Raw genomic sequence first — 13,022 nt, 5'->3', positions numbered from 1 at the left:
CGCCTATTCCGGCAGCGGCGCGGGGGGATGGCCGGAGCGCAGCGGGCGCTCCTCCATCGCCAGCATGGCGAGCAGCGACACGCCGAGCGCGCCCGCCGCCGCCACGAACACAAAGCGGAAGGCCCCGGCGAGCGGCGCCACCTGCGCGCGGCCTTCCAAGAGCCGCTCCAGCAGCGCGCTGCTCTCAAGGCCGGACAGGCCGATGACGATGGCGCCGAAGCCGGCGGTGAGCACCGCGCTGCCCAGCGAGCGGAACAGGTTCACCACCCCGGTCGCCGTGCCCATCTGCGGCAGCGGCACGGCGTTCTGCACCGCCACCGTGGTCACCGGCAGCACGGTGCCGAGCCCCATGCCGGTAATGGCCATGGCCACCCCGACCACCGCGATCGGCAGGCCGAGCGGCCACAGCGCCAGCGCGCCGAGCGCGGCGATGCCGGCGAGCAGGCCGAGGATCGGCAGCCGCTTGTAATGGGCGATGTGGCCCATCACCCGCCCGGCACCGGTCGCCCCCACCACCACGCCGGCCATGAGCGGGATCAGCGCCAGCCCGGATTCGGAAGCGGTGAGCCCCATCACCCCTTCGAGATAGAGCGGCATCTGGATCGAGAGGCCCACCAGCGTGCCCATGGCGAGGGCGGCGGCGGGCACGCCCGTGCGCACCACCTTGTTGGACAGCACGGCGAGCGGCACCAGCGGCTCGGCCGCGGTGGCGACCCTCATGGCGAAGCCGACCCAGAGCAGCACCGCCAGCGCCAGCAGGCCGAGAATGGGCAGCGAGAACCAGCGGAACTCGGTGCCGCCCCAGCTCAGCGCCATCAGCAGCGCCACCGTGCCGGCGCACATGAGGAAGGCGCCGAGAATATCGAGCCGGTGCGGGTGATGATGCGCCGGCAGGCGCCGCAGCGAGCGGTCGCTCATCAGCGCCGCGATGAGGCCGAGCGGCACGTTGATCCAGAAGATCAGCGACCAGTGCAGATGTTCGGCGAAGAAGCCGCCGAGGATCGGCCCGGCAATGCTCGACGTGATGAAGACGATGGCGAAATAGCCCTGGTAGCGCCCGCGTTCACGCGGGGCGATGAGCAGGCCGATAATGGTCTGCGCCAGCGCGATCAGCCCGCCGCCGCCCAGCCCCTGCACGGCGCGCGCCACGATCAGCCATGGCATGTTCTGCGCCGTCGCGCACAGCACCGAGCCGATGAGGAAGGTGCCGATGGAAGCCAGCAGCACCGGGCGCGGCCCGTGAATATCGGCGAACTTGCCGACCAGCGGCGTGATCGCCGTGCCGGTGAGCAGATAGGCCGTCACCACCCAGGTGAGGTTTTCCAGATCGCCGAAGCTACCGCCAATGGTCGGCAGAGCGGTGGCGATGATGGTCTGGTCGAGGGCGCTAAGGAACATCGCCACCATCACGCCGGTGACGATGACGCGAATCTCACTATGGGACAGCGACGCTTCGGTCGCCTCCGGCGTGCGGGCATCCATGATACGAATCCAGATCGGCGGCAGCGACGCGCCGGGAAAGCCCGGCAAATTCGGCCTGTTACGCGCCGATTGCAAGCGAGGCGCGTGCCCTGTCCCAGCGGCAGCGCCCTCGCCCGGTCGACGCGGCGCGCCGGAGACGATAGCGTCGGGTCAGCCCTCCAATCGCGGTGAATCGTGCGTAAACCCATTAAGCCGAAAGGGCGCAAGCCCGCCCGCCCCGTCCTTCCCGCTGGCCTGACCAAGGGCCTGCCCGGTCGCGAGGAATTGATCGCCTTCATCGCCGCCCATGGCGGGGATGTCGGCAAGCGGGAAATTTCGCGCGCCTTCGGCCTCGACGGCAGCGACCGTATCGCGCTGAAGGAACTGCTGCGCGAACTGGCGGATGAGGGCCTCATCGGCCGCAAGCGGCGCAAGCTGCATCTTCCCGGCGCGCTGCCCGCCGTCGTGCTGTCGGAAGTGGTGGAGCGCGACGAGGATGGCGAACTCATCGCCACGCCGGTGGACTGGGACGAGGAGGAGAGCGGGGAAGCGCCGCGCATTCTCGTGCGTCTCGCCCGTCGCGGCCGCCTCGCCGGCCCGGCGCCGACGGTTGGCGACCGGGTGCTGCTGAAGACCGAGGAGATTCCCGAGGCTGACGGGCGCATCCGCCACAACGGCACTGTGCTCAAGGTGATCGAGAAGGCGCGCGCGCTCACGCTCGGCATTTTCCGCCGCGACGCGCAGACCGGCGGCGGACGGCTCACACCCGTCGACAAGCGCAATATGGGGCGCGAACTCGCCATCCCGCCGGACTTCACCGGCGAGGCGCAGGAAGGCGACCTCGTCTCGGTCGAGATCATCCGCCATCACGCCTATGGCCTGCCCACCGCCAAGGTGAAGGAACGCCTTGGATCGGTGGCGACGGAGAAGGCGATCAGCCTCATCGCCATCCACGCCCATGGCATTCCCAGCGTGTTCCGGCGCGAGGCGCTGGCGGAAGCGGAAGAGACCCGGCCCGCCACGCTGCGCGGGCGCGAGGACTGGCGCGACCTGCCGCTCGTCACCATCGACCCGCCGGACGCCAAGGACCATGACGACGCGGTGCACGCGACGCCGGACCTCGACCCCGACAATGAGGGCGGCTTCATCCTCACCGTCGCCATCGCCGATGTCGCCGCCTATGTCCGCCCGAACTCGGCGCTGGACCGCGAGGCGCTGGCGCGCGGCAATTCGGTGTATTTCCCCGACCGGGTGGTGCCGATGCTGCCCGAGCGCATTTCCAACGATCTGTGCTCGCTGCGCCCGCTGGAAGACCGGCCGGCACTCGCCGTGCGCATGGTGGTGGGCGCCAATGGCCGCAAGAAGCGCCACAGCTTCCACCGGGTCATGATGCGCTCGGCCGCCAAGCTCGCCTATGCGCAGGCTCAGGCGGCGATCGACGGGCGGGTGGACGATGTCACCGATCCGCTGCTCGACGGCGTCCTGCGCCCGCTCTGGGCCGCCTATGGCGCGGTGAAAAAGGCGCGCGATGCCCGCGCCCCGCTCGACCTCGATCTGCCCGAGCGCAAGATCCTGCTGAAGCCCGACGGCACCGTCGACAAGGTCGTGGTGCCGGAGCGGCTCGACGCGCACCGGCTGATCGAGGAATTCATGATCCTCGCCAATGTCGCCGCCGCCGAGACGCTGGAGGAAAAGCGTATCCCGCTGATCTACCGCGTCCACGACCAGCCCTCGCTGGAGAAGATGTCGGCTTTGCGCGAATTTTTGCAGACGCTCGACATCAAGCTGCCGAAGACGGAGAGCGTGCGCCCGGCGCAGTTCAACGACATCCTCGCCCGCGTCGAGGGCACGGAGATGGCGCCGCTGGTCAATCAGGTGATCCTGCGCAGCCAGGCGCAGGCGGAATATGCCAATGAGAATTATGGCCATTTCGGCCTGCATCTGCGCCGCTACGCGCATTTCACCTCGCCCATCCGCCGCTATGCCGATCTGATCGTGCACCGGGCGCTGGTGCGGGGATTGGGTTTCGGCGCCGACGGACTGCCGGAGACGACGACGCCCGAGCAGCTTGCCGAGATCGCCGCCCGCATTTCCGCCAGCGAGCGCCGCGCCATGGCCGCCGAGCGCGAGACCATCGACCGGCTGATCGCCCACCACATGGCGCTGCAGATCGGCGCCAGCTTCCGGGCGCGGGTTTCCGGCGTCACCAAGGCCGGGCTGTTCGTCGCCCTCGACGAGACAGGGGCGGACGGCTTCATTCCCGCGGTGACGCTGGGGCAAGATTATTACCGCTATGACGAGGCCCGCCACGCGCTGGTCGGCGAGCGCAGCGGCGAGATGCACCGGCTCGGCGACCGCGTCGAAGTGAAGCTTGTCGAAGCCGCGCCCGTGGCTGGCGCGCTGCGCTTCGAGCTACTATCTGAAGGCAGTTATGTCGCGCCCGACCGGCGCCGCCCCGGCGGTGCGCGCGGGCGTCAGGGCCGACCCGCCGAGCGTCCGCACGGACCCAAGCGCTTCGGCAAGCGGCGATAGCGCCGAGAGGCGCATCAGAGATAGCGCCAGAGGCGCCTCAGAGACAGCGCCGGAGGCGCAGCGCGATGCAGACACAGAAGTCCCAGCCCGACCGTCCGATTGGCCCCGCCATCATGAACGGTTTCCGCATGCGCTGCCCCGCCTGCGGCAAGGGCGCGATGTTCGGATCCTATCTCAAGGTGAACGAGCACTGCCCGGACTGCGGCGAGGAGCTGTGGCACCACCGCGCCGACGACGCGCCACCCTATATGGTCATCACCATTGTCGGGCACATCGTCGTGCCGGCGCTGCTGGCGGTGGAAATGGCGCTGCACCCGGCGGTGTGGATCCACCTCGTGCTGTGGCTGCCGCTGACGCTGATCCTCTCACTGGTGCTGCTGCCGCCGGTGAAGGGGGCGCTGATCGGATTCCAGTGGGCGGTGCGTATGCACGGATTCGATCCGAACGATTCCGAGCGCGAGGCGCTGCCCCCGAGCCACCGGACGGACGCGCTGCCGGCGGCCAAGGGATCCTGACCGGCCGTAGCTCCTGACCGGCCGCATCAGCCATTTCGGCCTCACACTCCACCTCATCGTCCTCATCGGTCAGTCGCTTCGGCCGGCCCCACCGCTCCGCATCGCCCTCATGAGCCTGACCGACGTTTCCCCGCATTTCCCCCGCGAAAGGCTCGACGCCACGCACCCGGTCATCCGCCCGGTGGACGCGGCGGCGCTGATTCTGGTGGACCTCTCAAAGAAGACGCCGCGGCTTCTGCTCGGTCGCCGCAACCCGGCACTGCGCTTCATGCCGGGCAAATTCGTCTTTCCCGGCGGGCGCGTGGACGCGGTGGATCGGCGCGTGCCGGTCTATGGCATGCTGGATTCCGAAAGCGAACGCAGGCTGTTAGCCCGCGTCACCCGCCCCAGCGTGGCCCGCGCGCGGGCGCTGGCACTCGCCGCCATCCGCGAGACGGCGGAGGAAGTCGGGCTGCTCATCGGCACGCAGGAGGCCGGCGATCCAGGGCCCCTTCCCGGCGCCTGGGCGCCCTTCGGCGCGGCGGGACTGTTTCCCAATCTGGAGGCGCTCACCTTCGTCGCCCGCGCCGTCACCCCGCCCCGCCTGGCCCGCCGTTTCGATACACGTTTCTTCATGGCCGAGCTGTCGCAGGTCGCCCACCGGCACGAGGGCGTCGTCGGCCCCGACGCGGAAATCGTTGAGATGCAATGGTTTACGCTGGACGAGGCCCGCCGCGCCGACGTGCCGGAGATCACCCGGGCGATCCTTGAGGAGATCGCCCCCCGCCTTGACGGAGGCCATCGCCCCTGGCAGCCGGTGCCGTTCTATTTCTCCCGTGGCCGCAAGGTCTTGCGCGAGGCGCTGGCCTGAAGATCGGCGGGGTCACAAATCCCGCGCATGAATTCATTGCCAAAAGTCATTCGACTTTTGCCATCCATGGGCTAGAGCGGGCGGTCCGGGAGACGCCTCCCGGTGTCAGGTGTCCCCATGCATGCCCCCGCCGCCGCTCGCCCGGTCAATATCGCCTCCATCGCCGCCGCCATTGCCGCCATCTCCGCCGTCGGCCTCGGCCTCGCTTTGTCGATTCCGCTCCTCGCCTTCGAATTGCACGACCGGGGCGCCGCCTCCACCTGGATCGGCCTGAACACGGCAGTCGGCGGGCTCGCAACCATAGCATTGGCGCCGTTTCTGCCGGATCTGGTGCGCCGTTTCGGCGCCGGACCGCTGCTGCTCGCGGCAATTCTGAGCGCGGCGCTGAGCCTGCTCGCCTTCAAGATCACCCCCTCCTTCGCGCTCTGGTTTCCGCTGCGCTTCATCTATGGCGCGGCCTTGTGCGTGCTGTTCGTGGTCAGCGAGTTCTGGATCAACGCCGCCGCCCCGAGCGACCGGCGCGGGCTGGTGATCGGTATCTATGGCACCGTGCTGTCCATAGGCTTCGCCGGCGGGCCCGCCATACTAAGCCTTGTCGGCACGCAGGGCTGGGCCCCCTATCTGTGCGGCGCGGCGTTCTTCATCGTCGCCGGCATTCCCGTGCTGATAGGCGCCGCCGGCGCCCCCGCCATCGAGAAGGAAAGCACGTCCGGCGGGGTGTGGACGCTCATGCGCATCGCGCCGGCGGCGACGCTCGCCGCCTTCATCTTCGGCGCGGTGGAAACCGGCATCATCAATTTTCTCCCGCTTTACGGGCTCACCCGCGGGCTCGATGCCGGAGAGGCCGCCCTGCTGCTCACCGTCGCCGAGCTGGGCAATGTGGCGCTGCAACTGCCGCTCGGCCTGCTCAGCGACAAGGTCGACCGGCGCCGGCTGCTGCTCGGCTGCGGCATTGTCAGCCTCGCCGGGGCGCTGCTCATCCCCTCCCTCGCCATTGATGGCTGGGCCTTGTGGATCGTCGCCTTCCTGACCACGGGAATCGTTGCCGGCCTTTACACGGTTGGGCTCGCCCTGCTCGGCGCCCGCTTCGACGGCGCGGCGCTCGCCACCGCCAATGCCGCCTTCGTCATGCTGTACTCGATCGGCCTCACCGTCGGCCCGACTGCCGTTGGCGGCGGCATGCAACTCGTTGAGCCAAATGGTTTCGCCTGGGCGATTGCTGGTTTTCTCGTGCTCTATGTCGTGGTGGTGGCCGGACAGATTTGGCGCGATCGCTGACCGCGCTTCCTTGACATTCGCGCGCCGATCACGGATACGGACGCGCAACGAGCGGCGGTTCTGCCGCGCGAACCCCATTTCTTCGGCGTGGCGCCCCCACGTTCGAGAGCCACGCTCCAGGAGACCCGGTCATGGCCAAGGCAACGACCATCAAGATCAAGCTCGTGTCGAGCGCCGACACCGGCTTCTTTTACGTGACCAAGAAGAATTCGCGCACCATGACCGACAAGCTGGTCGTGAAGAAGTACGATCCCGTGGCGCGCAAGCATGTCGAATTCCGCGAAGGCAAGATCAAGTGATCTGAGCCGACAGGCTGCAGACCAAAAAGGCGCCGGTCGGCGCCTTTTTCTTTGCCTTTTTGGCGTGGTGGGGCCGGCACAGGCGTCATCGCCGCGTGCACCACCTCATCGCGCGCTCCACTCATCGCACAAAGCGCAAGCGGGCGCCGCGCGAATTGAGCAGCACTGATGGCGCGGCTGGGCGGACCGGCAGGTTATTGGCGGAAAGGCGGGAATCGGCGAGCGGTGAACGGAGAGGCCATCCGTAGACACCGCCCGCCGACCAGACCCCACGGACCCAGGAGATGCGGCGGACCCGAGCACTCCGCAGGGCAAACGGATACCTGGGGAAAGCTAGCGCAAACGCGGCCAAATGCAACGGGGATTCGCCCATCGACAGCAGGGTTGAAAGTGCGCGTGCCGCGATCAGGGCACCGGCACGAATTGACGCACCGTCTCCAGGAATTTCGCCACCGAGATCGGCTTGGACAAATAGGCCTCGCAGCCGCCTTCACGAATCCGCTCCTCATCGCCCTTCATGGCGAAGGCGGTGACGGCGATAACAGGAATTGCCTTGAGTTCCGGATCGGCCTTCAGGGCGCGGGTGACATCGAGGCCTGAAACCTCAGGGAGCTGGATGTCCATCAGGATGAGATCGGGACGATGGCGACGCGCAAGGTCCAGCGCCTCCACGCCATTTCGCGTGCCGACCGTGATATAGCCATGGGCTTCGAGCAGATCGTTGAAGAGCTTCATATTGAGCTCATTGTCTTCAACGATCAGAACAGTCTTTGGCATCGCGCCGGTCCCTGCAACGACGGCACTTCGGCAAGCTGGAATCACTCACCCTTCCGCCGGTCGATGCGCTAGCTTTACCCACCCATTCCTTACGGAACCGGAAATGAAACGCCGCAACTCCCGCCCCCCCTCTCAGATCGACGCGGCCCGGCAGGTGGCCCTCGGCGCCCTCGGCTTCCTCGCCGGCGACCCCGAGCGCATCGGCCCCTTTCTGGCGGAAAGCGGGCTGTCGCCGGCCGATCTACGCGGCGTCGCGGGCTCGTCCGCCTTCCATGTCGCGCTGCTCGACTATCTCATCAACCGCCAGGATCTACTGGTCGCACACGCCGCCGAGGCGGAGATCGACCCCGGCCATGTCGTGGCGGCGCGGGAAATTCTCTTTCACGCCGATATGGCCGACGACTGAACGGGGGAAGGACCGGCCATGGCACGCGCGCCGGCCTTCTGTCGCGACTGCCTCGCGGATGCCGGCGAGGAGCGACGCTGCACACGGTGCGGCAGCCCGCGCCTGCTGCGCCACGCCGAGCTCGACACGCTACATGTCGCCCACATCGACTGCGACGCGTTTTATGCCGCGGTGGAGAAGCGCGACAACCCCGCGCTGCGCGACCGACCCGTGATCATCGGCGGCGGCAAGCGCGGCGTGGTGTCGACCGCCTGCTATCTCGCGCGGGTGACGGGCGTGCGCTCGGCCATGCCGATGTTCAAGGCCCTCGCCCTCTGCCCGGAGGCCGTGGTGATCAAGCCCGACATGGCGAAATATGTCGCTGTGGGCCGCCAGATCCGCGAGCGCTTCCTGCGACTCACCCCGCTCGTCGAGCCCCTCTCCATCGACGAGGCGTTTCTCGATCTCGCGGGTACCGAACTGCTCCATGGTGAAAGCCCGGCGCGGGCGCTCGCCCGGTTGGCCCGGTCGGTGGAAGCCGAGATCGGCGTCACCATTTCCATCGGCCTCGCCCCCAACAAATTTCTCGCCAAAATGGCCTCCGAGCTCGACAAGCCGCGTGGCTTCGCCGTGATCGGCGCACAGGAGGCGACGGAATTCCTCGCGCCGCGAAGTGTCGGCGCCATTTGGGGAGTCGGCAAGGCGACCCAGGAACGGCTCGCGCGCGAGGGATACCGCACCATCGCCGACCTTCAGGCTGCCGACGAGACCACGCTTGCCCGCCGTTTCGGCAATGAAGGGTTGCGGCTCTGGCGGCTGGCGCGCGGCATCGACGCCCGCACCGTCAATCCCGAACGTGAGACCAAAAGCGTCTCGACCGAGACCACCTTCGACACCGACATCGCCGATTTCCGGACGCTGGAGCAGGAGCTCTACCGCCTGACCCGCAAACTCTCGGATCGGCTGAAACTCGCCGACCTCGCCGGCCGCACCGTGACGCTCAAGCTGAAGACCGCCGATTTCCGGCTGATCACCCGATCGCGCTCACTTGAAGACCCGACGCGCCTCGCCCACCGCATCTTCGATCATGCCCGCGAACTACTCGTCCGCGAAACCGATGGGCGGCGGTTCCGGCTCATCGGGGTCGGCGTGTCCGAACTCGCCGACCCCGCGCTGGCCGATCCGGCCGATCTCGTCGACACCACCGCCACAAAGCGCGGGCTGGCGGAGCAGGCGACCGACGCGCTGCGGGCACGCTTCGGCAAGGCGATCATCGAGCGCGGCATCGCCCTCGACGCGGGGCGCCGGCACGGGCCGGAGCAGCCGCACCGCAACCGGCCGGACGATGAGGAGGGCGAGGGCGCGCCTACTGGGCGCACTCCTCCTTCGGCAGCGCCTCGTAGGAAATGAGCGTGCCGTTCAGCGCGAACTCGCCATAATCGAGCTTGAGCTTGCGGCTCACGCCATTGTCGAACATGTCGAAGCTTATGACGTAATCGGGGGTCTGGCTGGCGCCGCCGCGCTCGAAATAGCTGATGGTCACGGGAAAGCGGGGACGGCCCGCCAGGTCGCCGGTCATGGCCGCCTGTTCGAGCCCCTTGGCGTCCGTCGTTCCCCGGCCGATGACGGCGAGGGTATCATAGACCTTTTTCGCGTCCGGCGAGCCGTCGAAGACCGGAGCCTCCAGCACCGCCTCACCGCTTTCCGCGCTGGAGATCAGCCTCAGCACATGCTGCGTGGGCAGCAATATGTTCTTGCCGAGCATGACGGTCTCGGCCTCCGGCTTGGTCGCCCTCACCGTCAGTTCGCCATCCTTGCGCTCGGCCACGCCATCGGCTTCCTCGGTGGTTTCGCCATTGATGCGGTTCGAGACGCGGAAGCGATAGGATTTGCCCTCGCCATCCTCCCAGGTCGCGGTCGACACCGCGCTGTTGACCCGCCCGCCCTCGGTTGCCAGTTGGGTGTCCTGCCGCAGTTGGACGGAATAGCCGGCGCAGGCGCTGCCGCGCATCTCGTAGACGATGCGCCCTTCGGCACCATTGATCCGAGTGCCGGATTTACTGGCGTCGAGCGACACCGCGTAGGTGGCACGGTGCGGTGAAAGCTGGATCGCCATGGCCGGCAGGGCGGACGCGCCGAGCAGAAGGGCGGCGACGGCAAGGCGGGAGAGAGAGGCGGACGGCATAGGTGAAACAGCTCCTCGCAGACATCAGTCGCAGCTTGCGAATGGCGAACCGATCCGCCAAACATCACCGATCGAAAATGGCAATTGCAGGTCGGTTGCCGCTCATTGGCCGTCGCATGCCACGCCAGCATGCGCGCGTGAAGATAGCAGGAGAACCCCATGTCCGGAACGGTTGAGGCCAAGCTCGCGGCCCTCGGCATCACCATCCCTGCGGCCAGCGCCCCGGCCGCGAATTATGTGCCCTTCGTCATCAGTGGCAACCAGTTGTGGATCTCCGGCCAGATCTCGATGGCCAATGGCAACTTCATGACCGGCAAGCTCGCCGGCGAGCCCGATATCGAAGCGGGGCGCGCGGCCGCCCGCCAGTGCGGCATCAATCTGATCGCCCAGATCAAGGCGGCGCTGGGCGATCTCGACCGGGTGAAGCGGGTGGTGAAGCTGGTCGGCTTCGTCAATTCGGGACCGGACTTCACTGACCAGCCCAAGGTGGTGAATGGCTGCTCCGACCTGTTCGTCGAGGTGTTCGGCGATGCCGGGCGGCACGCGCGCTCGGCCGTCGGCGTGGCGCAACTACCGTTCAATGTCAGCGTGGAAGTGGAAGCGGTAGTCGAGTTCGCCTGAGGCATACACATGGCCCGCAACGGCGCCCCCAACGCACCGGACTGGCTTACCGCCCGGCCGATCGCCCATCGCGCGCTGCATGATGCGGCGCGCGGCATCATCGAGAACACGCCATCGGCCGTCGAGGCGGCGATGGCGCGGGGCTACGCTATCGAGGTCGACATCCAACTCGCCGCCGATGGCGAAGCGATGGTGTTTCATGATGACACTCTGGAGCGGCTGACACTGGCGGAAGGGCCGGCCAAGACCCGGACCGCCGCAGAGCTGAAAGCGATCGCGCTGCGCGGCACCACCGACCGGATGATGACGCTGGCGGAACTGCTCGCCCGCGTTGACGGACGGGTGCCACTGGTCATTGAGCTGAAGAGCCATTTTGACGGCGACACCGCCGTCGCCGCCCGCGCCGCGGAGATTCTCGCCGACTATGAAGGCCCGGCAGCGCTGATGTCGTTCGATCCCGCCTTGGTCGCCGCCATCCGCGAATTGGCGCCGCATATTCCGCGCGGTATCACCATGGAGCACCGCTACGACGACCCGGAGTGGGATATTCTCAGTCCACAGACCAAGCAGGAATGGGGCACGCTGCTGCACCTGCCCCGCACGCAGCCCGACTTTATCGCCCATTATGTGAAGGAGCTGCCGTCGGCAGCCGTCGACGCCGCCCGCCAGCAGCGCCCCATGCCGCTGCTGACCTGGACCGTGCGAACGGAGGAAGACCGGATGACAGCCGCCCGCCATGCCGACCAGATGATTTTCGAAGGCTTCCTGCCATAGAAAGCGGGGCCTCTTTCCCGATCGCGTGAGCGCCCTTGCCGCTGCCCCCGGGGGCAGCGCACAATAGCGATCCCGTCACTGCGCCGCCGTCGTCGAGCCCCTCCCAGAATGTCTGACGAAACGTTTCGCCTGCGCGTCGAGAGCGACATAGCTTCGCTTCGATACGACGCATGGGACCGCTGCGCCGCCGCTTCGGACAACGAGTCAGGATCGGTCGGCAACCCATTCGTCAGTCACGCCTTTCTCTCCTCTCTGGAGGAATCCGGCTCCGTCGGCGCGGCGACGGGATGGCTGCCGCAGCATCTCGTGCTGGAAGGGTCGGAAGGCGAGATTCTCGGCGTCTGCCCCGCCTATCTGAAGTCGCACTCACAGGGCGAATATGTGTTCGACCATGGCTGGGCCGAGGCGTTCGAGCGCGCTGGTGGGCGCTATTATCCCAAGCTTCAGGTCAGCGTGCCCTTCACTCCCGCCACCGGCCCCCGGCTGCTGGCCGCCAATGGCGCGCAGGCGGAAACGGTGCGGCAAGCGCTCGCTGGCGGTCTGGTCGCTCTGGCGAAGCTGCGGCAGGTCTCGTCCGTTCATGCCACCTTCCTCGCGCCGGCCGATAGTGAGGCTCTGGAGGCAGAGGGCTTCCTGCCGCGCATGGACCAGCAGTTCCACTGGCGTAATGAAGGCTACGCTGATTTCGAGGCGTTCCTGGACGCCCTCGCCTCGCGCAAGCGCAAGCAAATACGCCGCGAGCGCCGGGAAGCGCTGGAGGACGGCGTCACCATCCATTGGCTCACCGGCTCAGACCTCACGGAGGAGGTTTGGGACGCCTTTTTCCGCTTCTACATGGAAACCGGTTCGCGCAAATGGGGCCGCCCCTACCTCACCCGCAGTTTTTACTCGCTGATCGGCCAGCGCATGCCGGAACGCATCCTTCTGGTCATGGCCCGGCGCGCCGGCCGCTGGATCGCGGGTGCCATCAACTTCATCGGCGCCGACGCGCTTTACGGCCGGCACTGGGGCGCCATCGAGCATCACCCCTTCCTGCATTTCGAGGTCTGCTACCATCAAGCCATCGACTTCGCGATCCAGCATCGTCTGCTCCGGGTGGAGGCTGGCGCGCAGGGGGAGCACAAGCTGGCGCGCGGCTATATGCCGGTGATCACCCGATCGGCCCACTTCATCGCCGATCCTCAGTTCCGCGCCGCCGTCGCGCATTATCTCGAGCGCGAGCGCCGTTACGTCGCCGAGGCTGGCGCGGAACTGAGCGAGCTCGGCCCGTTTCGTCAGCAGGTCGAGGCCGAGCGCGGCGACGAGCCTTGACCGGCGCAGGGCCGCTTGCGATCAGGAGGTGCCT

At 67.5% G+C, this 13,022-nt stretch carries 13 protein-coding genes; 10 read left to right on the top strand and 3 right to left on the bottom strand.

The features are described 5' to 3' along the window. Positions 1-3: 3 nt before the first annotated feature. Positions 4-1,482: an MDR family MFS transporter gene (locus AAC979_RS05975; protein ID WP_371345907.1), complete on the bottom strand. Its 1,479-nt coding sequence runs from the start codon at positions 1,480-1,482 to the stop codon at positions 4-6. Positions 1,483-1,749: 267 nt separating this feature from the next. On the opposite strand from AAC979_RS05975, the gene rnr reads away from it, so the two are divergent. The 5 genes from rnr to rpmG all read left to right on the top strand — a co-directional run bounded on the left by rnr (position 1,750) and on the right by rpmG (position 6,935). Next, positions 1,750-3,993, top strand: coding sequence for a ribonuclease R (rnr, locus tag AAC979_RS05970; RefSeq protein ID WP_371349009.1), 2,244 nt, complete (start codon positions 1,750-1,752; stop codon positions 3,991-3,993). 65 nt (positions 3,994-4,058) lie between these two features. Continuing rightward, complete coding sequence (locus AAC979_RS05965) at positions 4,059-4,508, top strand: DUF983 domain-containing protein (RefSeq protein WP_371345906.1); 450 nt, start codon at positions 4,059-4,061, stop codon at positions 4,506-4,508. 109 nt (positions 4,509-4,617) lie between these two features. Continuing rightward, positions 4,618-5,358 carry an NUDIX hydrolase gene (locus AAC979_RS05960; protein ID WP_371345905.1) on the top strand — a complete coding sequence of 247 codons (741 nt, stop codon included), beginning with the start codon at positions 4,618-4,620 and terminating at the stop codon, positions 5,356-5,358. Between the two features lie 117 nt (positions 5,359-5,475). Further along, the gene (locus AAC979_RS05955; protein WP_371345904.1) at positions 5,476-6,636 is read left to right on the top strand and encodes an MFS transporter; all 1,161 of its coding nucleotides are present in this window, start codon (positions 5,476-5,478) and stop codon (positions 6,634-6,636) included. Between the two features lie 131 nt (positions 6,637-6,767). Further along, entirely contained in the window at positions 6,768-6,935 is a 168-nt protein-coding gene (rpmG, locus tag AAC979_RS05950; RefSeq protein ID WP_018390658.1) for a 50S ribosomal protein L33, read from the top strand. Positions 6,936-7,340: 405 nt separating this feature from the next. On the opposite strand, the gene AAC979_RS05945 is transcribed toward rpmG, so the two are convergent. Then, on the bottom strand, positions 7,341-7,712 hold the full coding sequence (locus tag AAC979_RS05945; RefSeq protein WP_371345903.1) for a response regulator: 372 nt from the start codon (positions 7,710-7,712) through the stop codon (positions 7,341-7,343). A gap of 103 nt (positions 7,713-7,815) precedes the next feature. On the opposite strand from AAC979_RS05945, the gene AAC979_RS05940 reads away from it, so the two are divergent. Both AAC979_RS05940 and AAC979_RS05935 read left to right on the top strand, forming a co-directional pair. Further along, complete coding sequence (locus AAC979_RS05940) at positions 7,816-8,118, top strand: DUF3572 domain-containing protein (RefSeq protein ID WP_371345902.1); 303 nt, start codon at positions 7,816-7,818, stop codon at positions 8,116-8,118. Between the two features lie 18 nt (positions 8,119-8,136). Further along, on the top strand, positions 8,137-9,507 hold the full coding sequence (locus AAC979_RS05935; RefSeq protein ID WP_371345901.1) for a DNA polymerase IV: 1,371 nt from the start codon (positions 8,137-8,139) through the stop codon (positions 9,505-9,507). On the opposite strand, the gene AAC979_RS05930 is transcribed toward AAC979_RS05935, so the two are convergent. Continuing rightward, on the bottom strand, positions 9,464-10,282 hold the full coding sequence (locus tag AAC979_RS05930; RefSeq protein WP_371345900.1) for a cell envelope integrity EipB family protein: 819 nt from the start codon (positions 10,280-10,282) through the stop codon (positions 9,464-9,466). The two genes, AAC979_RS05935 and AAC979_RS05930, sit on opposite strands and share 44 nt — an antisense overlap. Before the next feature lie 159 nt (positions 10,283-10,441). Between AAC979_RS05930 and AAC979_RS05925 the strand changes: the two genes are divergently transcribed. From AAC979_RS05925 to AAC979_RS05915, 3 genes are all read left to right on the top strand, one after another. Next, positions 10,442-10,903 carry a RidA family protein gene (locus tag AAC979_RS05925; protein ID WP_371345899.1) on the top strand — a complete coding sequence of 154 codons (462 nt, stop codon included), beginning with the start codon at positions 10,442-10,444 and terminating at the stop codon, positions 10,901-10,903. A 9-nt stretch (positions 10,904-10,912) separates the two neighbouring features. Then, the gene (locus AAC979_RS05920) at positions 10,913-11,677 is read left to right on the top strand and encodes a glycerophosphodiester phosphodiesterase family protein (protein ID WP_371345898.1); all 765 of its coding nucleotides are present in this window, start codon (positions 10,913-10,915) and stop codon (positions 11,675-11,677) included. Positions 11,678-11,785: 108 nt separating this feature from the next. After that, positions 11,786-12,988 (top strand): GNAT family N-acetyltransferase, encoded by a 1,203-nt coding sequence (locus AAC979_RS05915; protein WP_371345897.1) that lies wholly within the window; start codon positions 11,786-11,788, stop codon positions 12,986-12,988. The last annotated feature ends 34 nt before the right edge of the window (positions 12,989-13,022 follow it).

The organism is Ancylobacter sp. IITR112, from assembly GCF_041415945.1.
Lineage (GTDB): Bacteria > Pseudomonadota > Alphaproteobacteria > Rhizobiales > Xanthobacteraceae > Ancylobacter.
Note: the sequence above shows the minus strand (reverse complement) of the source record. Positions and strands in the feature narration are given on the sequence as shown.

Coding starts and splice junctions, on each gene's coding strand:
- AAC979_RS05975 (WP_371345907.1), bottom strand. CDS start 1,482: ATGGATGCCCGCACGCCGGAGGCGACCGAAGCGTCGCTGTCCCATAGT.
- AAC979_RS05925 (WP_371345899.1), top strand. CDS start 10,442: ATGTCCGGAACGGTTGAGGCCAAGCTCGCGGCCCTCGGCATCACCATC.
- AAC979_RS05940 (WP_371345902.1), top strand. CDS start 7,816: ATGAAACGCCGCAACTCCCGCCCCCCCTCTCAGATCGACGCGGCCCGG.
- AAC979_RS05915 (WP_371345897.1), top strand. CDS start 11,786: ATGTCTGACGAAACGTTTCGCCTGCGCGTCGAGAGCGACATAGCTTCG.
- rpmG (WP_018390658.1), top strand. CDS start 6,768: ATGGCCAAGGCAACGACCATCAAGATCAAGCTCGTGTCGAGCGCCGAC.
- AAC979_RS05930 (WP_371345900.1), bottom strand. CDS start 10,282: ATGCCGTCCGCCTCTCTCTCCCGCCTTGCCGTCGCCGCCCTTCTGCTC.
- AAC979_RS05920 (WP_371345898.1), top strand. CDS start 10,913: ATGGCCCGCAACGGCGCCCCCAACGCACCGGACTGGCTTACCGCCCGG.
- AAC979_RS05955 (WP_371345904.1), top strand. CDS start 5,476: ATGCATGCCCCCGCCGCCGCTCGCCCGGTCAATATCGCCTCCATCGCC.
- AAC979_RS05945 (WP_371345903.1), bottom strand. CDS start 7,712: ATGCCAAAGACTGTTCTGATCGTTGAAGACAATGAGCTCAATATGAAG.
- AAC979_RS05960 (WP_371345905.1), top strand. CDS start 4,618: ATGAGCCTGACCGACGTTTCCCCGCATTTCCCCCGCGAAAGGCTCGAC.
- AAC979_RS05935 (WP_371345901.1), top strand. CDS start 8,137: ATGGCACGCGCGCCGGCCTTCTGTCGCGACTGCCTCGCGGATGCCGGC.
- AAC979_RS05965 (WP_371345906.1), top strand. CDS start 4,059: ATGCAGACACAGAAGTCCCAGCCCGACCGTCCGATTGGCCCCGCCATC.